The organism is uncultured Pontibacter sp., assembly GCF_947492645.1.
Lineage (GTDB): Bacteria > Bacteroidota > Bacteroidia > Cytophagales > Hymenobacteraceae > Pontibacter.
The window spans coordinates 376,195-397,158 of record NZ_CANLMZ010000001.1 but is presented as its reverse complement, the minus strand read 5'-3'; the positions used below and the strand labels follow the sequence as shown (position 1 = coordinate 397,158).

19 protein-coding genes are annotated in these 20,964 nt (G+C 45.2%); 3 read left to right on the top strand and 16 right to left on the bottom strand.

Annotated elements, in window-relative coordinates; all coding sequences use genetic code 11:
* Nucleotides 1-27: 27 nt before the first annotated feature.
* Nucleotides 28-228 (top strand): hypothetical protein, encoded by a 201-nt coding sequence (locus tag Q1A23_RS01655; RefSeq protein ID WP_299818544.1) that lies wholly within the window; start codon nucleotides 28-30, stop codon nucleotides 226-228.
* Nucleotides 229-370: 142 nt separating this feature from the next.
* On the opposite strand, the gene Q1A23_RS01650 is transcribed toward Q1A23_RS01655, so the two are convergent.
* A complete protein-coding gene (locus Q1A23_RS01650; RefSeq protein ID WP_299818832.1) occupies nucleotides 371-1,849 on the bottom strand; it encodes a GH3 auxin-responsive promoter family protein in 1,479 nt (492 codons plus the stop codon).
* Between the two features lie 325 nt (nucleotides 1,850-2,174).
* Complete coding sequence (lptB, locus tag Q1A23_RS01645; RefSeq protein ID WP_299818542.1) at nucleotides 2,175-2,906, bottom strand: LPS export ABC transporter ATP-binding protein; 732 nt, start codon at nucleotides 2,904-2,906, stop codon at nucleotides 2,175-2,177.
* Nucleotides 2,907-3,099: 193 nt separating this feature from the next.
* On the opposite strand from lptB, the gene Q1A23_RS01640 reads away from it, so the two are divergent.
* Nucleotides 3,100-3,909 carry a GH25 family lysozyme gene (locus Q1A23_RS01640; RefSeq protein WP_299818540.1) on the top strand — a complete coding sequence of 270 codons (810 nt, stop codon included), beginning with the start codon at nucleotides 3,100-3,102 and terminating at the stop codon, nucleotides 3,907-3,909.
* Between the two features lie 67 nt (nucleotides 3,910-3,976).
* Here Q1A23_RS01640 and recJ read toward each other — a convergent pair whose 3' ends face one another.
* The 14 genes from recJ to pdhA all read right to left on the bottom strand — a co-directional run bounded on the left by recJ (nucleotide 3,977) and on the right by pdhA (nucleotide 19,720).
* A complete protein-coding gene (gene recJ, locus Q1A23_RS01635) occupies nucleotides 3,977-5,683 on the bottom strand; it encodes a single-stranded-DNA-specific exonuclease RecJ (protein WP_299818538.1) in 1,707 nt (568 codons plus the stop codon).
* A gap of 256 nt (nucleotides 5,684-5,939) precedes the next feature.
* Nucleotides 5,940-7,757: a tetratricopeptide repeat protein gene (locus Q1A23_RS01630; RefSeq protein ID WP_299818536.1), complete on the bottom strand. Its 1,818-nt coding sequence runs from the start codon at nucleotides 7,755-7,757 to the stop codon at nucleotides 5,940-5,942.
* A 131-nt stretch (nucleotides 7,758-7,888) separates the two neighbouring features.
* Entirely contained in the window at nucleotides 7,889-10,000 is a 2,112-nt protein-coding gene (locus Q1A23_RS01625) for a peptidylprolyl isomerase (RefSeq protein WP_299818534.1), read from the bottom strand.
* Nucleotides 10,001-10,080: 80 nt separating this feature from the next.
* Complete coding sequence (locus Q1A23_RS01620) at nucleotides 10,081-11,379, bottom strand: hemolysin family protein (RefSeq protein WP_299818531.1); 1,299 nt, start codon at nucleotides 11,377-11,379, stop codon at nucleotides 10,081-10,083.
* 8 nt (nucleotides 11,380-11,387) lie between these two features.
* The gene (locus Q1A23_RS01615) at nucleotides 11,388-11,570 is read right to left on the bottom strand and encodes a hypothetical protein (protein WP_299818529.1); all 183 of its coding nucleotides are present in this window, start codon (nucleotides 11,568-11,570) and stop codon (nucleotides 11,388-11,390) included.
* Nucleotides 11,567-12,109, bottom strand: coding sequence for an LPS export ABC transporter periplasmic protein LptC (gene lptC, locus Q1A23_RS01610; protein ID WP_299818526.1), 543 nt, complete (start codon nucleotides 12,107-12,109; stop codon nucleotides 11,567-11,569). The genes Q1A23_RS01615 and lptC overlap by 4 nt, the downstream gene beginning before the upstream one ends.
* A gap of 140 nt (nucleotides 12,110-12,249) precedes the next feature.
* On the bottom strand, nucleotides 12,250-13,542 hold the full coding sequence (locus tag Q1A23_RS01605; protein ID WP_299818524.1) for a hypothetical protein: 1,293 nt from the start codon (nucleotides 13,540-13,542) through the stop codon (nucleotides 12,250-12,252).
* The gene (locus tag Q1A23_RS01600; protein WP_299818521.1) at nucleotides 13,535-14,251 is read right to left on the bottom strand and encodes a type III pantothenate kinase; all 717 of its coding nucleotides are present in this window, start codon (nucleotides 14,249-14,251) and stop codon (nucleotides 13,535-13,537) included. The genes Q1A23_RS01605 and Q1A23_RS01600 overlap by 8 nt, the downstream gene beginning before the upstream one ends.
* A 3-nt stretch (nucleotides 14,252-14,254) precedes the next feature.
* Nucleotides 14,255-15,826, bottom strand: coding sequence for a pseudouridine synthase (locus Q1A23_RS01595; RefSeq protein WP_299818518.1), 1,572 nt, complete (start codon nucleotides 15,824-15,826; stop codon nucleotides 14,255-14,257).
* Between the two features lie 95 nt (nucleotides 15,827-15,921).
* The gene (gene scpB, locus Q1A23_RS01590; protein WP_299818516.1) at nucleotides 15,922-16,485 is read right to left on the bottom strand and encodes an SMC-Scp complex subunit ScpB; all 564 of its coding nucleotides are present in this window, start codon (nucleotides 16,483-16,485) and stop codon (nucleotides 15,922-15,924) included.
* Between the two features lie 11 nt (nucleotides 16,486-16,496).
* Nucleotides 16,497-16,886 (bottom strand): TraR/DksA C4-type zinc finger protein, encoded by a 390-nt coding sequence (locus tag Q1A23_RS01585; protein ID WP_299818513.1) that lies wholly within the window; start codon nucleotides 16,884-16,886, stop codon nucleotides 16,497-16,499.
* A 366-nt stretch (nucleotides 16,887-17,252) separates the two neighbouring features.
* Nucleotides 17,253-17,729 (bottom strand): 6,7-dimethyl-8-ribityllumazine synthase, encoded by a 477-nt coding sequence (ribH, locus tag Q1A23_RS01580; RefSeq protein WP_299818510.1) that lies wholly within the window; start codon nucleotides 17,727-17,729, stop codon nucleotides 17,253-17,255.
* A gap of 108 nt (nucleotides 17,730-17,837) precedes the next feature.
* Nucleotides 17,838-18,551, bottom strand: coding sequence for a tetratricopeptide repeat protein (locus tag Q1A23_RS01575; protein ID WP_299818507.1), 714 nt, complete (start codon nucleotides 18,549-18,551; stop codon nucleotides 17,838-17,840).
* A 122-nt stretch (nucleotides 18,552-18,673) separates the two neighbouring features.
* The gene (gene pdhA / locus Q1A23_RS01570) at nucleotides 18,674-19,720 is read right to left on the bottom strand and encodes a pyruvate dehydrogenase (acetyl-transferring) E1 component subunit alpha (protein ID WP_299818504.1); all 1,047 of its coding nucleotides are present in this window, start codon (nucleotides 19,718-19,720) and stop codon (nucleotides 18,674-18,676) included.
* Nucleotides 19,721-19,848: 128 nt separating this feature from the next.
* Between pdhA and recF the strand changes: the two genes are divergently transcribed.
* A complete protein-coding gene (recF, locus tag Q1A23_RS01565; RefSeq protein ID WP_299818501.1) occupies nucleotides 19,849-20,955 on the top strand; it encodes a DNA replication/repair protein RecF in 1,107 nt (368 codons plus the stop codon).
* The last annotated feature ends 9 nt before the right edge of the window (nucleotides 20,956-20,964 follow it).

Below are 20,964 nucleotides of genomic sequence, written 5' to 3'. Positions count from 1 at the left end.
ACCATGAGCTATACTTAGAGCAAGACTATGACCGCTAAACTCAGAAACATCTGGAGCACTATTAATAAGGTGCTGACCATTACCAACCTTATACTTCTTGCTGTTCTTACATTTAGCTTTACTGATTACAAAGAGATCAAAGACAAGAAGATACCCGTTGCGGTTAATATTTTGCTGCTGATATTCCTGGGTTTAGGCGTTTATGCTGCTATCTACAACCTGATTTAGGCTTGAATAAAAGGTGTCGCATGTTTTTATACTTGTAAGTATACTTTAAAAAGGTAAGTCCCGGCCAGTATAAATGGCCGGGACTTACCTTTTTTGCTTCTTTTAAGTAGCCGCCTGTAAGGCTGTAGCTGCTATTCTATATTTAAACAAACTGCATCATTTCCTCTAGATACTCTCTTGTGTTACTTAGGCGCGGTATCTTATTTTGTCCGCCCAGTTTGCCCTTGTCGCGCAGCCAGTTCATAAACGTACCTTGCGGGGCTATGTGCACGATTGGCTCCTGCAGGGCAATGTCGTTCTGGCGTTTCGCATCGTAGTCAGAGTTTACATCCCGCAGCGTCTCGTCCAGCACCTTTGTAAACTGCTCTAAGTTGTTCGGCTCCTTCTCAAACTCAATTAACCACTCATGGCCGCCGCGTTTGCCGCTTTCCATGTAAACAGGGGCAGCCGTAAAGTTAGATATCACCGCATCTGTAGCCTGGCAAGCTTTAGTGATAGCTGTTTCAGCGTTTTCTACGATTACCTCTTCGCCAAAGGCATTGATGTAATGCTTGGTACGGCCAGATATTTTAATGCGGTATGGGCTTAAACTAGTAAAGCGAATGGTGTCTCCGATTTTGTAGCGCCATAAACCTGCATTTGTAGAGATAACGAGAGCGTAATTCTTTCCCAGCTCCACCTGGTCCAGCGTCAGGGTTTTAGGATTTTCTTCTTCAAACTGATCTATCGGAATAAACTCATAGTATACGCCATAGTCCAGCATCAACAGCATTTCGTCTTGGGTACCGGCCTGGTCTTGTATCCCGAAAAAGCCCTCCGAAGCGTTGTATACTTCCAGGTAGTTCATCTTATCAGAAGGAATGACATCTGCAAACAGCCTGCGGTATGGCCCAAATGCCACAGCGCCATGCGTAAACAGCTCCAGGTTTGGCCATACTTCAAGTATATTATTTTTGCCGGTGACTTCAAGTATGCGTTTCAGCAGCACATAGGTCCAGGTGGGCACGCCGCTTAGGCTGGTTACGTTCTCCTGCACAGTCAGCTCCACCATCTTTTCTATCTTCTCTTCCCACTTATCCATTAAGGCTACCTTTAGCGGTGGGGTACGCATAGCCTCAGCCCAAACAGGCAGGTTTTGCATAATCACCGCTGACACGTCGCCGCAATTCATCTTGGCGTTTAATTCGCTGGGGCGATGGCTGCCGCCAATAGAGAGGCCTTTACCAGTAAACAGCTTGGTTTCCGGGAACAGGTTTACATAGATAGAAAGCATATCCTTGCCGCCTTTATAGTGGCAATCTTCCAAAGATTCGGGGCTGACAGGGATATACTTGCTGCGGGCATTGGTAGTACCTGATGATTTGGCGAACCACTCTATCTTACTTGGCCACAACAGGTTCTGCTCTCCTTTTATTACACGTTCTATAAATGGATATAGCTGTTCGTAAGTACATACCGGAACCCGCTCCTGAAACTCACGAATCGAGAGGCCGTCTTTGTAGCCATACTTCTTTCCCCAATCTGTACCTTTCGCTGTACTAATCAGGTTCTGGAACAGTTCGTTCTGCACCTCATGTGGGTATTTCCGGAACAGATCAATATCATGTATCCGTTTCTTCATTACCCAAGTCACGATTGAGTTTATAATTTCCACAAGAGATTGCTGATTGTTAGTTGTTGATAGTTTGTATACTGAGCCCTTAGATAATAATTGGTTTTGCCTTTCTTACCAGGTTGCCTAGATTATTCTGCCAGCATAAACAATTAAAGCTACAGCCCATGATCACAGGCAACTTACTTTGCAAGTAAATTCCATTGCTAAACTTATAGCATTGCATAATTGCTTAAGGCAGTAAGCTCTTTATGAGCTATAAATTATCATGCCATGCGTGCTCTCTTTTCAGCGTAAAATCAGCCAAAGAAAACATGCCGCCAACAATTACTAGTTAAATCTTCCGCTTCAGTTCAAAATGCTTGCCCAAGTATACGCGGCGCACTTGCTCATCGGCGGCTAGTTCTTCGGCGCTGCCAGATTTCAGAATCTTACCCTCAAAAAGCAAATAGGCACGATCAGTAATAGACAGGGTTTCGTTAACGTTGTGGTCTGTTATAAGGATACCGATATTTTTGCTTTTAAGCTTAGCCACTATACTTTGAATTTCTTCCACGGCAATAGGGTCTACGCCGGCAAATGGCTCATCAAGCAGTACAAACTTAGGATCTACGGCCAAAGCGCGTGCAATTTCGGTGCGCCTACGCTCGCCACCAGATAACACAATACCTTTATTTTTACGCACGTGCGTCAACGAGAACTCTTCCAATAACTCTTCTACCTTTTCGCGCTGTGCTTGCTTGGGCAGGTTAGTCATCTCTAACACCGACAGGATATTCTCTTCCACGGTAAGCTGCCTGAAAACCGATGCCTCCTGCGCCAGGTAACCAACACCGCGCTTGGCACGCTGGTACATTGGCAGGTTTGTTATATCTTCCGTATCCAGAAATATTTTACCCTCATTAGGTTTCACAAGGCCAACTATCATGTAAAAAGATGTTGTTTTACCGGCTCCGTTTGGGCCCAGCAAACCAACTATCTCGCCTTGGTTTACCTCTACGCTCACATCGTTTACCACAAGGCGAGACTTATACTTTTTTATCAGGTGTTCTGCTCTCAGTATCATCGGGGCTAAATTACGCATAAAGGCTGCATCCTGCAACGTTCATCTTTTTACATGTTAATCCGAATCTCGAAATATATATTAGATTTTTACTATTTAAATTTAACTAACAAAGTATATAAATGTTGCCTTAAGCTATTGATAGTTATTAATTTAATCTATAATTTAATAGCTCGCTTTATTTACAACCTCCTTTATGATTTTTTCTTTACTCATTTCTGCTGGCAATAAGCTAGTGGTGTCTGGTTTATTGTTTTTCGCAGGTTACATCGCAAATGTTACGGATGTGCCTGTGCCAGACAATAACGAGCCCAAAGCTGCCAACACCAGTAGCACAAACACTACCTCTCTAAAAGGTATAGATGTATCCCGTTGGCAAAAGGATGTGGACTGGGCGTTGGTAGGTGAATCGGATGTTAAATTTGCGTTCGTAAAAGCGACACAAGGCGATTTTAGGTTAGACCCATACTTTGCCCGCAACTGGGAAGAAACAAAGCGACATGGCATTAAGCGTGGTGCTTATCATTTTTTTAAGCCCGAAGCTCCTATTCAAGGGCAGATCGATCTTTTTATAAGTACTGTTACATTAGAGCCTGGCGATTTGCCTCCTGTACTGGATGTTGAAGTAGCTGACCCTAAAATAAGCAGCGAAGAAATGCGCAAGAGTATAAAAATATGGTTAGAGGCCGTTACAGCACACTATGGTGTTAAGCCGATTATCTATACAAGCCAGAACTACTATCGCCGCCACTTAAAAGGGCACTTTTCGGAGTACCTTTTCTGGATTGCGCGTTACAGCGAGAATAAACCTGAAATTCATCATACCGACAGCTGGATGTTCTGGCAATATACCGACAAGGGCAGCGTATCGGGTATAAACGCCGCAGTTGATATTAACTTTTTTGCCGGGGACTTTGAAACGCTGGCACAACTTTGCCTGCAGGATAACGCTATTGCCCAGGAAAGCCCGTTACAGCAGCTGAAGCACATGTACCCGAAACCATAGTATGGCAACAGCATTACATTAAGGTTAAAACAAAAAGAGGCTCCTGTTGCAGGAGCCTCTTTTTGTTTTATTGCATGCGTATGTCCTTTATCCGGAGTTGCAGGGTAATTACGCCCCGGTAAATGTTCTCTTCGATGGTATAGCATACGTTAAACGGAATACCCTTTGATATTTTATCATAATAATCGCTCAGGCCAAAGCCAATGGCATCTATACTTTGATGCCCATCCTGCGTAAGGCGCAGCTTTAAGTGCGAGTCGCCGACAATGCGCACGCTGCCCGTATCGTACACGCACTCCGACACAAACATAGGCCGCATATTCCCTGGCCCAAATGGCTCCATCTGCCTAACAATGTTATAGAAGTTTCGCGTTATCTGCTTCAGCTCAATTTTGCCGTCTATTTCGATCTGCGGTATCTTCTGTTCTTCTGTAATAGTATCAGCCACCACCTGCTCAAAACGCTCTCTAAAGGCTTGTATGTTCTCAACGGGCAACGTTAAGCCAGCAGCATACATATGCCCACCAAACTGCTCCAGCAAATCAGAGCAACTCTCTATAGCATTGTGCACATTAAAGCCATGCACCGAGCGCGCAGAACCAGATGCCTTGCCGTTGGATTGCGTAAGTATAATAGTAGGCCGGTAGTACTTTTCAATGCAACGCGAAGCCACGATACCTATCACACCTTTATGCCAGTTGTCTTTAAATAATACGGTGGAGTTTGCGCTACGCAGAAAATCGTCATCCTCAATCATCTGCAGCGCTTCTCTTGTAATGTCGCTGTCTTTGTCGCGGCGTGCCTTGTTTGACTCGTTTATGATATCTGCCATTTTAAAGGCTTCTTCCTTTGTTTTGGCCAACAGCATACGCACCGAGTTTTTGGCATCGCCCATACGGCCAGCTGCATTTATTCTGGGGGCAAACCCAAACACAATGCTGGTTATGTCCATTTCGCCGGTTATACCTGCCAGTTCTTTCAAAGCCTCTAAACCCGGGCGCATTGGCTGTGGCCCGTTAAGGTGCTTTAGTCCGTAGTAAGCAAGTATCCGGTTTTCGCCGGTTATAGGCACAATATCAGAAGCTATACTTACCACCAGCAGGTCCAGTAGCTTGTAAATTTCTTCCTGCTCAATGTCGTTCTGAATACAGAAGGCCTGGATCAGTTTAAACCCTACACCGCAACCCGATAGTTCTTTATAAGGGTAAGGGCAGTCTACCTGTTTTGGATCGAGTACGGCAACGGCTTGTGGTATGTCGTCGTCGGGCAAGTGGTGGTCGCAGATAATAAAGTCGATGCCTTTCTCGGCAGCATAAGCCACCTTATCAGCAGACTTTATACCACAGTCCAGGCTTATGATAAGATTAAACCCATTTTCGGCAGCATAGTCTATCCCTTGCGACGATACGCCATATCCTTCTTTATACCTGTCTGGAATGTAAAAATCAATCTGGTGGGTGTAGTTACGCAGGAAGCCGTACATTAATGCCACAGAGGTGGTGCCGTCTACATCATAATCGCCATACACAAGTATGCGTTCGCCGGCATGCAGCGCCTCGTTCAGGCGGTTAACGGCATGGTCCATATCCTTCATCAGGAATGGGTCGTGCAGATCAGCAAGAGATGGCCTGAAAAAGTATTTGGCTTCTTCGTAAGTGCAGATTCCGCGCTGGCAAAGTATAGCGGCAAGCGTTGGGCTTATCTTTAAACTTTGTGCAAGATTATCCACTACCTCGGCTGGCGCCTCCTGGTTGTATACCCACCTTTTCTCCATATGCTTCTGCTACACTACAAGTTAATTTGCAGCAAAGGTAGCTAATTTAGAGGTACTTTAGGACACAAACCATTTGTTGCCAATCAGCCAAATCTCAAAAAACATTATCTTTGCGGCAGATTTACAACAGGATAAACCGTGAAACGATTCATAGAGATTTTCGAAAAGTATAAAAATTATTCCCTTGACTTAGTGATGTATGGTTTCTTCATCATTTTTATACTGGTCTTGGTTATCTTTTTTGGTGATTAACCTGCTAATTTACACTATCGCCACGCAACTTACGGAAGCGCTTACGGGCCTCAGCCAGGTATATGCTCCCCTGGTGCTTTACAAGCAGGTCGTTGTAAAGCCCCTGTGCTTTTTCCTTATCCTTCAGGTTTTCTTCGTAGATGTAGGCCATCCGGTACAAGGCATCGTCACTTAAGATGTCATACTGCGGGTTACTTACAATCTTATTCAAATTCTCTACAGCCTGCTCAAACTGCCCCATACGCTCATAAATGTTTGCCTTCTTAAAGTATATCTCGTCGGTAAGGCTATGGCCGGGATATTTTTTTAGCATAGCATCTAGGGCATTTATAGCCTCTGTCAGCTTATTCTGGAACTCCAGCAGGTCTATGGCTGCATATTCTTCCATGGCTACGGTAGAGGTGTCTAAACCGGTGTTATCTGTTATCAGCAAGCTCAGGTCCATGGCATCGTTGGCTATTTCGCGGCTGGTGGCAAGCTTAAGAATATCGAGGTGCGCCTGCGCCAGCTCAAAATCGCCTTTGTAATAATTAAGCCTGGCATTACGCAGCTTTGCCTCATGCCCGATAGTAGTTTCCTTATGGGTCTTCTCCACCTGCGAATAAAGCAAGGTACTCTCCCAGGGCTCCCCCTTTAGCAGGTATATATCTCCAAGTGTCAGTTTAGCTTCTGCTACCATATCTGGGTTTGCTCTGGGCATGGCAATGGCTTCCTGCAGCAGCTCTATAGCCTTCTCTCTGTCATCCAGGTAAAAGGCATAAAGGCCGGCCATATGCTGCAGCACTTCTACTGTCTGGGCTGAGCGCCCCACCTCGTTTAGAATTGCCTCGTAATCTGCAACAAGTGCTCTTATCTTATCGCTATCTACCGGAAACGTGTTCTGCACCTGCTCTTCGCGTGCATTAATCAGCCTTTGCCGTGCAATAAAATAGTATGGCCCCTCCGGATACTCTTTCACAATGTACTCATAAGCCTCTATAGCACCTTGATAGTCATCGTTCTTCAGGCTTATGGCCCCTAACTCCATTACACGTGTACCGCCGCTGCGTGTGCGTTTATCTACGGCCCTTGCCTGCATCAGCGCACCATAAAAATCTTTCCGTTGGATGTACAGCCATATCAGTAGCTCATTATAGGCCAGCTTATCCGGGTTTTGCTGCACCCTAAGTATAAGCTCTTTTTCAAGCTCGTCCAGATTCTTTTCTTCCCGCATACTGTTCTGCAGCATGTTCTGCACATATCCCAGTTCATTTTCATCTGCCTGCAACAGGTTTAGTATTTCAGGTATAAGGCTGGTGTTTTTCTGGCGGTACGAGTAGAGGGCAATGAGTGGCCGGTTATACTCTAGTGGGTTGTTGCTAAGCGCGCGGCCTCGCAAGTATGTTTTTTCAGCATAGTCAAACAGGTCGTTTTGCATAAAGGCACTTGCCACCGCTATAACCTGCTCGGCCTTTAACTGCTCCAACATTTTGTCAAAATGCTTTTCGGCGCCTGCCTTGTTTCCTGAGGCTTGATATACTCTGCCCAAATCTACCTGGTAGTTTGGCATGTCGGGGTAACGCTTTGTGGTTTTCTTTACCAGCTTTTCAGCTTCTTTATAATTACGCTGCGCCAGCAGCACCTTTAAATAGTCGGGGTACACCGCCTGGAAAAGTCTTGGCTGGTCTATTAGCTTGCTGTACAGTTCTTCAGCTTTTGCATAATCGCCTTTGTTGTAATACTCGCGCGCCAGCTGCAGCTCCTGGTTTTGGGCTGTGGCTGTTAGGGTAATCGTAAACAGCAAAAGGATACCAAGTAAAATTCGAAGTGTGGTTGCAGGCATAGTATACTTAAAACGTTTTTTATCCCAAAGTTGATGTTAAGTATCCTCAGATAAATTGAAGGTACGGCTATACAACAAAAAAAGCCACTCTTTTGGGGAGTGGCTTTTTCAGATTTAGAAGTTGCGAGAAATTAGAAGAATTTAACGCGGTTGTCTTTGATATCTGCTTTTGCTTTGATAGCCTCGAAAGCATTGCTTTGCACATTACCAGAACGCATTGTGGCAAGCTGCGCTTTCACGTTTGAGAAGTCGTTAATTTCAGGAGCCGGGTTCAGGCTAACCTGCTCAACGATCAACACACCGTTAAGGCCTTGCAACGGAGCCGTACGGGCACCCTGCTTTAAGCCAAAAGCTTTACCGATGGCAACAGGCTCTATACCAAAACCAGGGATGCTGGTAGCAGCAAATGATACGTTATCAACTGTTTTAACCATTGCATTAGGGCCATAGCTAGCAGCAATCTGATCTAAAGAGCCTTTCTGGCCATTCAGCTTCTCTATTATCTGCTCTGCCTTTACCTCGTTACGAACGGCAGCAGTTAATTCTTCTTTGATGTCTTCAACTTTGGCATAGCCTTTTTCGCGCTTACCTGTAAGCGTAGCTACTACAAATTTATCTCCGATTTCAAATACCTTAGACACATCGCCTACTTCAGTATCTTTGGCATAAGCCCAACGCACCAGTTCACGGGCATTGCTCAGGTTGTTTACAAGTATGTTGTTTTTACCAATTTCCTTAGCTTCTTCTTTCACTAACGATTTGTTGTTGGCAACATTCTCTCTAAACTCTTCTACGCTACCGCTTGTACCCGATAGCTCGTCTGCGATAGCATAAGCTGCATCACGGGTGGTTTCGCTGGCCTCTACGGCACGCTCTACAGCTGCAATCTGGTATTGCTGCTTCGTTTTAGGCTCTGTTACTTTTACAATGTGGTAGCCATACTCTGTTTCTACCAGGTTAGGCAATAAGCCTGTACCTGAATGCCCGAATACAGCTTTATCAAATGGACCAACCATGCGGCCTTCTGCAAACCATCCTAAGTCACCGCCTACTGATGCTGTTCCGTCAGAGCCATGCTGTGTTGCCATCTGTGCGAAATCTGCTCCACCTTTAATCTGGTTAAACACATCCTGTGCTTTAGTTTTAGCAGCTGCTTTTGCCTCTGGTGTATCGCCTTCCGGCCTAATCAGAATATGGCTTGCTCTGATAGCGCTTTCCGCACCTTCTTTAGCATCCATTACTTTATACAGCGCCATTGTACCATTGCTGGTGTACGGGCCATATACTTTGCCCTTTTGTAAAGGCAATTGCTTACGCAGTTGCTCAGGAAGGTCGCCAGGTGTTTTAGGGCTGCCATCAAAAGGCTGGTCTGAATTCGTGTAAACAAAGGCAGAGTCGTTAGTAGCGTTAGCGAACTGTTGTGCCAGTTGTGTTATCTCTTGCTGATAATAGCTGCTGTCTTCCTTAGATGCGTTCACATCAATTGTTACATACTCTATTGAACGGCCTTCCTCTACTTTGTAAAGTTCTTTATTGCGCTCGTAGTACTCTTTGATCTTAGCGTCTGACACTTCTACTGCAGAATCTGAAAGGGTAGCATAAGGCACAAATAAAACTTTTACAGACGCAGTACTGTTCTGGGCCTTGTAAAAGTTTTTAGCCTCTGCAGTTGTAACGTATACAGACTTCGTCAATAAGTTTGAGTACTTCGTCTGAATTCGATCTGAGATGATGCCTTCTTCGAAATTTGCCCACATCGGACGTGCTTCCGGGCCCATCTGGTCCAGGTTTTGCAGGTATTGGATTACCTGGCTCTGATCAAACAAACCGGTTTGCGGATTTACGAATGCTTGCTGCACAGCCGGATGAATATTATTGCCCTGTACCATATCGGCCAGTTCTTCTTCCGTTACTTCTATACCTAAACGATCGTATTCTTTCTCTAAGGCAACTTTAAAGATTAGCTGGTTCCAAGCCTGCTCACGCAACATGGCCATTTCACCTTCGTTAGCAGCACGACCAACCTGGTTTTCATAATTTGCTTTTAGCTGCTGAAAAGCAGCGTCAAACTGGTTGTAGTCGATTTCTTCGCCGGCAATTTCACCGATTACAGTTGCATCGTTACCCATTAGCCTCGAGTTAGGAGCTAACAGGTCGCCGCCTACTACAAACACACCAAGCCCTATGGCAATAGCGCCTACAGCCCAACCAGACTTCTCTCTAATCTTATTAATTAATGCCATTCTTTATTTAACTTATAAAAGGATTGTGCAAAATAAGGTTAATCGCGTTAAAATTCAAAAAATTTATGCGCTCCTGCTCATTATTCTCCATCTAGCTGATAATCTGATTTTTTAACCAGCTTTACAGCGTTGATTCGGTTATCATCCATGGAGAGGACTGTAATGTGAAACGGCCCTTCCTCTATCTCATCGCCAGGGGCCGGAATCTCACCAAAAGCTGACAAGATAAGACCTCCAAGCGTTTCGTAATCGCCTTTTGGCAAACTTAGTTCATACGCTTCATTCAGGTAGTCTATTTCATGACGAGCGCTTAGCAAGTATAAACCCTCTTCAGGAATTACCTGCTCCAGCAATTCATCGTTCACATCATACTCGTCTTCTATCTCCCCAAAAATTTCCTCTATCACGTCTTCTACCGTAACAATGCCCGAGGTGCCGCCAAACTCATCAATGACAACGGCTACGCTGCGATGCTCAGAAACAAATTTAACAAACAACTCGCTTGCCAACATACTTTCCGGCACCATACTTACCTGCGACACAATTTCGGCAACGCGCTGTGGCCGCTTAAACATATCGAGTTGGTGGCAGTAACCTACAATATTGTCAATGCTATCTTCGTAAACAAGTATCTTGGAATGTCCCGTCTGGACAAACGCCTGGCGCAGGGTATCGATAGAATCGTTTATTTCTACAGCTTCTATCTCTGTGCGGGGTACCATACACTCCCGCACCTTCACGGTCTTGAACTCCAGAGCATTATGGAAGATCTGCGGGTCTACCTCCGGTGCGTTTTCCTGCTCCGGATGGTACAGGTGATTTTTGATATAAGCATTCAGATCAGTAAACCCGAAGGCAGGCTTGTCTTCTGAAAACTCTATCCTGAAGACTTTTTCTGCCACCCATTTGCTCAGGCTAACTATCAGGGAAACAACCGGATAAAGCAGATAGTATAGCACCAATATAGGTACAGCAAATACCTGCAGCAACCTGTTGGGGTTTATAGCAGCCAGGCTACGAGGCAAAAACTCTGCGGTAAGCAACACTACCACCGAGGCAACCACTATCTGGAACAGCAGTATGAGCAGGTTTAGTTGTAGGGGCTCTGGCAGGTATGCCGTTAAAAGTGAATTTAAGATGCCTGCAATTGCAAACCCGTAAAGCACCAAGGCAAGTGTATTGCCGATAAGTGCCGTGCCTAGAAACTTAGATGGGCGCTGCAGAAGGTGCCAGAGAATGCGCCCCGATAGTACATTGTTTTTTTCGCTTAGTTCGATCTGTATTCTGTTTGCAGCCACAAAGGCCATTTCTATACCAGAAAAAAAGGCAGAGAATACCAGCGCTACAAGCAACAAAACAATCTGACTGGGGTCTATCATGGTTTTACTTATTTTTCAGCGTCTTCGCTCTTGTTGCGGCGGTAGCGGTACAGCATGTACAGCACCAACACAATCATAAAAATCCAGTAGTTACCTGCAACATCACCTTCTTCTATACTGCGATGCACGCCAATAACCATCGCTACAAAGGCCAGCGACAATAAAATAGTATTCAGCAGTTTTTGGTTCATTCCTCTTCTTTTAAGCTAAATGTGCCTGTAACTTTTGTAATCGAGTATCTCGAGAAGTCCTGGTTGGCGCGCAGGCCTTTGCCTGTAATTATCTCTTCTGCGGTTGTAATCTTCACGAATTTATCGGTGTAGATTTCCTGCTTGTTCTTATCCCAGTATAACTCCTCTGTCTCCAACTTCTCCTGCTTCTGAATATTATTAACCACTACATTGCCTTTAGCCAGGTACACATCTTTATTTTTGTCCTGTTTGGCATAATTGGCTTTTAGCGTAGAAGTCATTTCTCCGGGCTTCTCAAAAAACTCTACATACAACCCCTTCGGGAAAACACCGTCGCCGTTTTCGAATTCCTGCTGTACAGGTGCCTGCAGTTTCACAAGCAGCTTTGCAGAGTCTGAGTAAAGCGTTACCACGTCCTTGTTCTCAAGTGTGGGGCCGTTATACTTTACTTCTTTATCAGGGTCCTGTAGCTCATCGGTACAGCTAAAAGCCATACTTGCCATTAGTGCCAATAACCCAAAAATCCATGCTTTCCGCATTTTATACTTCCTCGTGCGTTTCCGTGAAATTAACAAATTTTATACTTCTCAGTTCATTATCGGTGCCACAGCCTGCCATAGCGCAAAAAAAGGCCGCTCCAAGAACGGCCTTTTCAGTTTTTATACTTTTGTCGCAATGCTTAGTCTACGCGGCGCTTAATAAACCACCTGCTGTTTACAGTAAAACCAACGCTAAACTGGAAATAGTTCTCCGAAATAAGATTGTTATCGGTTGTGCCGCGCTGGCCGTATCCGAACGCAGCGTTTAGCTGGTACAGGTCGTAAATAGTAGAGCGCCCTAGCGGTGTTGTAAATCCTGCGGTTATACCTTTGTCAGTTATCGTTTTGCCATTAACTGCATACGGCGTGTCGCCATAGTATAAGCCGGCTCTGTAAGTAACACGCTCTAAAAAATTATCGATAGAGTTCGCATTTGGCGTATACTCAGCACCTAATGCCACACGGTAACTATCGCCTAGTTCGCTTTCGCCATCAAAGTTTCTGAAGCTGCTCCACTTCTGCGTATAAAAATCAGCCCCTATTGTCAGGTTGCGTCCGTTGTCTAACGTTAAACCGGCACGTAAGCTGGCAGGTAAGTTTATGCTATTCTCTGCGCTGTCCGGCATAATGTTATTGTCTAACAGATTATCGGAAAGCGTCCTGCGCTCATACGAAGCTTTGCGTTCTGCATCCAGGTTTGCCTCTAGTGCATAAACAGCACCTGCGCTTAAGTAGTAGGTATCGTTTAATTTTCTGCGGTAGTTAGCGCCAGCCCTAAACAGGAAGCTATCGTAACGGATGCGCTCGTTATAAACTATTTTCTCGTTGCCGATGGCAGCCAGAGAGTCGTCTTTCACTACTGCAGCAGATTCTTTTGTGATAGATCCGAAGATATAGGAAGCACTACCGCCTATGGTTAGACCATCGGCAATTTTAACACCATGCGAAAAGAATACTTCTGATAAGCCGCCCTCACCTTTATATTGCTGCTCCACTCTTGCACGTGGGTTACTGCTAATTCCTGATGTAGTGGTTGCTTCGTAGTTTACTACGCTGTAGGGCCTTAAACCAATTGCGGAACTCCAGCGCTTCGAAACCGGTACTGCCAGCGTAAGGTTATACAAGTTGGCATTGCCATCAGTCTGCTTTTGCGAAGAAGTTTTAAGAGTCTTAACCTGGCCCGCCACTCCAATATCGAAAACGGTTATGCTGTTATAGTATAGCAAAGCCGGGTTTGCTGTGTTTGCCTGAAAGCTGTTTCCTGCGCTTATGCCAACACCAGCCATACCTGCGTTGCGCACATTGCCAAGGTTGTAGTTGTAGTCCCCGAGGCCATAGCGGGAGTACGGGGTGTTACCAATGTTTTGTGCCTGTGCGGCATGTGCCAGGCAAAGTATGGCAACGCCTATCAGTACTCGGAGTGATTTATACATTATGTGCTAATATTCTGTGAAGCCCGATTAAAACTAACTCAGGAATTACAAAGATGCGTCCTTTTAATTTACTTTCAAAAAATCCTGCGTCTCCTCCGCAAAGTATAACCGTCAGATCCTTCGCTTTTTCTGAATATGCCTGTATGAAACCGTTTAGTTCGGCTACGGTTCCGGCTAAAACGCCACTTAAAATAGACTCCTGTGTTGTTTGGCCGGTAAGCGGGTATTCGTTTTCAGTTCGCTCTACTAACGGCAGGCGCTTTGTAAAAGTATGTAAGGCTTTAAATTTCATAGTCAGGCCAGGTGCTATACCGCCACCCAAATAGTTGCCTTCTTTATCTATAAAATCATGAGTAATACAGGTACCTGCATCAAACACAAGGCAGTTATGCCCCGAAAACAAGTAATTAGCCCCTACAGCAGCTGCAATTCTATCTGCACCAAGTGTCTGCGGGGTTTTATACTTGTTAAAAACAGGCAAGGCTGTCTGCGCAGAAAGCTCTATTATACTTCCTGTCACAGACAGCCTTGCTGTTATACTTTGCGTGCTCTCCGCTACAGAGGCTACAATTACATGTTCAAATACTTGGCTTAGTAGCTCCTGAGGCAGTTCCTGCCCTATAAAGTAGCCCTGCTTTACCAGCGCATCTTCTTCAAAGATGCCATACTTGGTGCCAGTATTTCCAACATCAATAGCGGCGCTTCGCATAGCTTACATAAAATATTTCAGCCTGATAACTTCTTTCTCTGTTAAGAAGCGCCAGTTGCCGCGAGGTACGTCTTTTTTAGTAAGCCCGGCATACTGCACTCTATCCAGGCTCACTACATCGTAACCCAAGTGTTCAAAAATACGGCGCACAATCCTGTTGCGACCAATATGGATTTCTACCCCCAAAAACTGGTTCGAGTCACCTAAAAGCGCTACATCATCTACTTCTGCTTTGCCATCTTCTAACTCTACGCCTTCAGCAATCTTCTGGAAGTCTGCTTTTGTGATTGGCTTATCCAGCTCTACCTGGTATATTTTTCTGATGTTGTTTGATGGATGCGTCAGCTTCTGAGCCAACTCACCGTCGTTTGTGAACAGCAACAAGCCTGTTGTGTTACGGTCAAGTCGGCCTACCGGGAAGATACGTTCCTTAGAGGCTGTTGCAACTAAGTCCATAACTGTTTTGCGGCCTTCCGGATCTTCTGTTGTAGTGATAAAGTCCTTTGGCTTATTCAGCAGCACATACACCATTTTCTCACGGTTCAGGATTTTCTTTCCGTACTGCACATTATCTGTTGGCTGTACTTTATATCCCATTTCCGTGATCACCTCACCATTCACTTTAATCTCACCAGACTCAATCAGGGTATCGGCTTCGCGACGCGAACAAACACCTGCATTGGCTATAAAGCGGTTCAGACGGATTGTGCCATCTTCATCCTCTTTACGGTTTGTCTTTTTAATGCGTGGGTTATCTTTGTAGCGGCTCAGGTTATAGTTTGGAGCTTCTTCTGCATCTCCTTTGCGATCGTTAAAACGCGTCGGGGCCTGCTTTCCTAATCTATCTTCTCTGCTTTCTCTAAACTGCTTTCTGTCGCCATCATCGCGGCGTGGTCGATCGTTGCTGAAAGAGCGGCGCTCTCCGCCTTCGCGGTTATCTCTGCTAAAAGACTTTCTTTCACCGTCTTCACGGCGTGGGCGGTCGCTGTTGAAAGAACGGCGCTCCCCACCTTCATTTCTGTCGCCTCTGCGGTCGTCTCTCCTGTCAGGTCTGTCTGCGTTAAATGGTTTACGCTCGCCACCATTGTTGTCGCGATCGTACCGCTTCACGCGATTTCCTTCAGATGGGCGTCTTTCGCGGTTTTCACCACCTTCGCGCCTGTCCCCGCCAAAAGATCTGCGCTCGCCGCCTTCTCTTCTGTCGTTGCCAAAGCTACGGCGCTCTCCGTCCTCGCGTCGCGGCCTGTCGCTGTTGAACGGGCGTCTCTCGCCGCCCTCTTTCCTGTCAGACCCAAACGAACGGCGGTCGCCTCTTTCGCCACCTTCTCTCCTGTCGCCAAAAGAGCGGCGCTCACCGCCTTCGCGGTTATCTCTTCTATCGTTGTTCCTTCTATCAGAGTTAAAGCTACGGCGCTCGCCACGCTCTTCTCCTCCTTCAGGTCTATCGTTTTTATCTCTTCTGTTAAAGATTTTTTTGCCTTCGCGGTCATTATTAGGTCTGTCAGAACGGTTTCTGTCAGAATCATCTCTTCTGCCGGCGTTATCGCGGGCAGGTCTTTCGTTTTCTCTTGCCATTGTATTATTATTTTTGATGCAGTATCGCTACTGTATCCTCGTTGTGTGCAGTATTAATAGAAATACTCTATTTATAGTTCAATCAGGGCTGCAGTCTAGTCTGCTGTTTCGCCAATCATGTTTTCTTCTGTGGCGAAGTCTTTTAGTTGCGGAAGGTCTTTGATGTGGTTGATGCCGAAGTAGTCCATAAATTTCTGGGACGTACCGTAAAGTACCGGCCGCCCAATGGTATCAGCTTTGCCTTTAATCTCGATCAGTTCTTTATCGAGCAGCTTGTGAATAGCATAGTCGCAACCAACGCCACGGATCTGCTCTACCTGGCTACGGGTTATAGGTTGCTTGTAGGCAATAATTGCCAGCGTCTCCAGAGAAGACGCTGACAATTTTTTCTTTGACTTCTGTTTCAGGTAAGTACTTACCGTTTCCTGGTACTCCGGTTTTGTCAGAAACTGGTAGCCGCCCCCGATCGCGTAGATCTGGAAAGCAAAGTTGGCATCGTTTAGCTGTTCGTTTATCGCCTCAACGGCTTCCAGCACATCGCCCACCAACACTTCTTCCATGCCAAGTGACTCCTGTAAGCATCGCTGAATCTCTTCGATACTTATCGGTGATTGGGCACAGAATACCAGGGACTGAATATGGTTTTGCAGGATATTCAAATCTAAAAATACTAGTCGTTACGCTGTAGTTTAGCCTCAATGGAGTGCTGTGTGTGTGGCACGGCACGCAATCTCTCTTTCGGGATAAGCTTGCCCGTTACGATACAAACGCCATAGGTGCCATTTTTAATACGTATCAAGGCATTTTCTAACTGCTGAATAAACTTCATCTGGCGAGAGGCCAATTGGTTTAAGCTTTCTTTCTCGGCAGTATCAGCACCGTCTTCCAATACTTTTGTTGGAGATGCTGTGTTATCAGTACCTGAATCGTTGCGGCGGCTAAGGGTCTCCTTTATGAAGGTAACTTCTTTGCGGGCATTCGTTAGTTTTTCTTCAATGATGGCTTCAAACTCTGCTAACTCCTCGCGCGAATAACGCTGCTTTTCTTCGTTTGTGTTCATTTTAATTATTTAGAACTGTATATCTTTAACTCAATACCTGCTTTTTTAATTCCAACTATCAATGAATGGCTAATACGCCTTGGCGGCACAAAAGTATACATTTACTCATGCCATTTATGCTCACAGCTACTCCTAATTACAAAAGGCTGTTTATTAGCATCTTCACTAAAATTCGTGCAAAAATAAGATTAATCAATTTAATATACTATGTTAATGCAAAATTAATACGGCACTTAAACAGTATACTCCCATTATAGTAACGGCTTGATTGAGTACAGCTTACAGGCATCAATAACTGTGCTAACTTTTAGCACACGTACTTATCAAACCTGAAATTATACCTCTAATTATCGGTTGGTCGCTATTTTAAAAGCTAAGCATACCAATTACTGCCGCGGCAGCCTCTACGCCCTTGTTTCCATGTTTACCACCGGCTCTGTCTAAGGCTTGCTCCAGGTTATTCGTGGTTACCAGGCCAAACGCCACCGGTTTATTAAACTTCAAGGCTACATTTGTTAAGCCATTTGCTACTGCATGGTTTATGTAGTCGTCGTGCTTTGTATCACCTTTTATAACCACTCCAATACAAATAACAGCGTCCACTTCTTCCTGCTGCGCCAGCAATTGTGCGCCTAACGTCAACTCAAAACTGCCTGGCACGCTGTTGATGTAGATGTTCTCTTTCTGGGCTCCATGCTTCAATAGCGTATCAACAGCACCCTGGCATAGTACGCTTGTAATGTCATCGTGCCACTCGGCCACTACTATGCCAATGGTCTTATCAGAGATGTCTTTAAAATTCTCGTTTTTATAATCGTCCAGATTTTTTAACGCTGTAGCCATACTTTATCTGCTGGTTTATACTTTCTAGTTGGCAAAATACAAATAAAAAAGCGCTTTTGCCGGCAAGACAAAAGCGCTTCTATTAATTAGGCACAAGCCTGTTTATACTTAGTTGTTACCACCTGCCAAAGCTTCGGCACGTGCTTTATACTTCTTAGCTTCGGCAACTTCTGTAGAGGCAGCAAAATCTGTGATGATCTTATCATAAGCCTGTGCTGCTGCCGAGAAGTTATTATCTGACTCGTAAGCAATGCCTGCTTTCATCAGGTATTGTGGCGAGAAATACTCGTTTGCATTATGGTTAGCGGCTTTCATGTACATGTCGGCTGCCTCTTTGCTTTTACCTTGCTCCAATAGCGCATCGCCAGTCAGGCTATAGGCACGGGCCTGCAACAGGTAATCATCAGAGCTAAACTCTTCTAAACGGCTCTGCGCTTCTGCAAACTTTCCTTCTTTCAGCAAAGCTACACCAGCATAGAAATTAGCTAAGTTACCAGCATCTGTACCACTATACTCATCAGCTATGGCAAGTAAACCCTGGTATTGTCCGTCGCCGTTAAGGGCTTTGTTAAGAGAGTCTGCCTCAAAATAGTATACCGCCTGGAACATTGCGTTCTGGGCTTCTACGTTGCGAGAAGACTTATAATTATACCATAAGAAACCAGCCACAACAATAGCAGCGATTGCGGCAAACACACCGAGCAGCTTCGTTTTGTTTTTCTTCACGAAATCCTCTGAGTGCGTCAGGCGATCTGCCAGCGCATCCGGATTCTCAACCAGCTCCTCAAACTCGCTGTGTTTCTTAACTGTTTCTTTTGCCATTGATTTAAATTGAATTATAAATTCAAATGTAAAAATTAAAAATGATTTGAACCAATCTTATTAACAGGTCAACAATCAATTCCTAATTTTTAATTCCTGATTTCTGTTATTTCTATTTAAGATTAGTCCATAATGTATGGATAATCCGACTCTACATAGATATCTGTGTAAAGCTCAGAAGGATCCGGATACGGAGAATCTTCAGCAAATTGTACAGCTTCTGCTACTCTTTGCTTTATCTTATCATCAATCTGATCAAGTTCTTCTTCAGTTGCCCAACCATTTTTAAGGATAGTAGCTTTTACAGACTCAATGGTATCGCGGCCTTTGTAATCTTCCAGTTCTTCTTTGGTTCTATACTTAGCAGGGTCAGACATAGAGTGGCCTTTGTAGCGGTAAGTTCTGAACTCAAGCAAGGTAGGGCCTTCGCCGGCACGGGCACGTTCTGCAGCCTCGGCCACAGCGTTGTGCACGTTCTCTACGCTCATGGCATCTACTGCAAAAGATGGCATATCGTAGGCTGATCCCAATTTGTACAAGTCCTGCACGTTAGAAGTACGCGTTACAGAAGTACCCATTGCATAGCCGTTGTTCTCGATCACGAAAATTACAGGCAGCTTCCAGGTCATGGCCATGTTAAGCGCCTCATGGAAAGCACCCTGGCGTACAGCACCGTCACCCATATAGCAAATGCACAGGTTGCCAGTTTTGTTATACTTCTCTGCAAAGGCAAGACCTGCACCAAGTGGCACCTGGCCACCCACAATACCGTGGCCTCCCACAAAGTTCACGCTCTTATCAAACATGTGCATAGAACCGCCTTTGCCTTTAGAGCAACCAGTAGCTTTAGCAAACATCTCTGCCATTACAGCACCTGGGTCTGTGCCTAAAGCAAGCGGGTGTGCGTGGTCGCGGTAAGCAGTAATCCACTTATCGTCTTTGTTAAGCGCAGTTACTGCACCCGCCACACAAGCCTCCTGGCCAATGTACAGGTGGCAGAAGCCTTTTATTTTTTGCTGGCCGTACAACTGGCCTGTTTTTTCTTCGAAGCGGCGGATGAGTTTCATGTTCTCGAACCACCACATATATGTTTCTTTTGAAAACTTTGACTCAGCCTGTACCTTTGCTTTCGCCGACTTCGCTTTTGCCTTATCTTTCGTAGCTGCCATGGTAAAAATCTAATCTGGGTTTTATCCGTTGCATGTTCAGGCAGAAAATCGCCTGAAACAGCGGGCAATCAGGCCCATAACGGGGTTTAGCTTGCGAAATTAAGGAAAAAGAATTCAAAGTAGAAAAAATGCTCCTCGAAAATCTTAGTTTACTGTTTTTTAAAAACTACGAAGAGGCCTCGCTGGCTTTCTCGGAGCATATAAACTGCTTTATCGGCGATAACGGCAGCGGCAAAACAAATCTGCTCGATGCTATCCATTACCTCTCCATGACCAAAAGCGCTTTTCCGGGTACCGAAGTACAAAGTATAAAGCAGGGCGAAGACTTTTTTATGGTGAAAGGCCGTTTTGAGGTGGAAGGCGCTAAGCATACAGTACAGGTAAGTATGAAGCAGGGCCAGAAGAAGACCGTAACGCACAATAAAGTGATTTATGAGAAGATGAGCGATCATATTGGCCAGTTTCCGGTAGTGCTGATCTCGCCTTACGACACCGACCTGATTCGCGAAGGCAGCGAAGAACGCCGGAAGTACTTCGACAGCCTTATTTCGCAGCTTAACCATACGTACCTGGAGCAGCTGATCCAATACAATTACCTGCTTAAACAGCGCAACTCGCTACTTAAGCAATTTGCTGAGCGCCATTATTACGACCGTGATTACCTGCAGATATTAAACGAGCAGCTTATACCTTTTGCTGAGCAGCTAACACAGGAGCGCGAAAAGTTCCTGGAGGAGTTTGTGCCTGTGTTTCAGAAGCATTACAGCCACATTTCCGACAGTTCTGAGACAGTAACGCTTACCTATAAAAGCCAGCTACCCGGAAGTGATTTTGCACAGTTGCTGCACCAGGCCGAACGCAAAGACCTGGCTTTACAACGAACCACCGTTGGCCCGCACAAAGATGATTTCGTGTTTTTGATGGATGGCAACCCGGTGAAGAGTTTTGGCTCGCAGGGGCAGCAGAAAAGCTATGTTATAGCCTTAAAACTGGCACATTTTGAGGTTATGGACCAACGCCAGCACCACAAGCCCCTGCTCCTGCTCGATGACATCTTTGACCGCCTGGACGAAAAACGCATTACCAAGCTTATGCAAATGGTAGCCGCCCATACTTTTGGCCAGATCTTTTTAACGGATACCCACTTGGAAAGGACAGATCAAATACTCGAAGGCCTTTCGGAAAGTATCCGTAGATTTGAAGTGAAGGATGGGGTGGTGAAGGTGATTGCTTAATTGTTTATG

Coding starts and splice junctions, on each gene's coding strand:
- Q1A23_RS01655 (WP_299818544.1), top strand. CDS start 28: ATGACCGCTAAACTCAGAAACATCTGGAGCACTATTAATAAGGTGCTG.
- Q1A23_RS01650 (WP_299818832.1), bottom strand. CDS start 1,849: ATGAAGAAACGGATACATGATATTGATCTGTTCCGGAAATACCCACAT.
- lptB (WP_299818542.1), bottom strand. CDS start 2,906: ATGATACTGAGAGCAGAACACCTGATAAAAAAGTATAAGTCTCGCCTT.
- Q1A23_RS01640 (WP_299818540.1), top strand. CDS start 3,100: ATGATTTTTTCTTTACTCATTTCTGCTGGCAATAAGCTAGTGGTGTCT.
- recJ (WP_299818538.1), bottom strand. CDS start 5,683: ATGGAGAAAAGGTGGGTATACAACCAGGAGGCGCCAGCCGAGGTAGTG.
- Q1A23_RS01630 (WP_299818536.1), bottom strand. CDS start 7,757: ATGCCTGCAACCACACTTCGAATTTTACTTGGTATCCTTTTGCTGTTT.
- Q1A23_RS01625 (WP_299818534.1), bottom strand. CDS start 10,000: ATGGCATTAATTAATAAGATTAGAGAGAAGTCTGGTTGGGCTGTAGGC.
- Q1A23_RS01620 (WP_299818531.1), bottom strand. CDS start 11,379: ATGATAGACCCCAGTCAGATTGTTTTGTTGCTTGTAGCGCTGGTATTC.
- Q1A23_RS01615 (WP_299818529.1), bottom strand. CDS start 11,570: ATGAACCAAAAACTGCTGAATACTATTTTATTGTCGCTGGCCTTTGTA.
- lptC (WP_299818526.1), bottom strand. CDS start 12,109: ATGCGGAAAGCATGGATTTTTGGGTTATTGGCACTAATGGCAAGTATG.
- Q1A23_RS01605 (WP_299818524.1), bottom strand. CDS start 13,542: ATGTATAAATCACTCCGAGTACTGATAGGCGTTGCCATACTTTGCCTG.
- Q1A23_RS01600 (WP_299818521.1), bottom strand. CDS start 14,251: ATGCGAAGCGCCGCTATTGATGTTGGAAATACTGGCACCAAGTATGGC.
- Q1A23_RS01595 (WP_299818518.1), bottom strand. CDS start 15,826: ATGGCAAGAGAAAACGAAAGACCTGCCCGCGATAACGCCGGCAGAAGA.
- Q1A23_RS01585 (WP_299818513.1), bottom strand. CDS start 16,886: ATGAACACAAACGAAGAAAAGCAGCGTTATTCGCGCGAGGAGTTAGCA.
- ribH (WP_299818510.1), bottom strand. CDS start 17,729: ATGGCTACAGCGTTAAAAAATCTGGACGATTATAAAAACGAGAATTTT.
- Q1A23_RS01575 (WP_299818507.1), bottom strand. CDS start 18,551: ATGGCAAAAGAAACAGTTAAGAAACACAGCGAGTTTGAGGAGCTGGTT.
- pdhA (WP_299818504.1), bottom strand. CDS start 19,720: ATGGCAGCTACGAAAGATAAGGCAAAAGCGAAGTCGGCGAAAGCAAAG.
- recF (WP_299818501.1), top strand. CDS start 19,849: ATGCTCCTCGAAAATCTTAGTTTACTGTTTTTTAAAAACTACGAAGAG.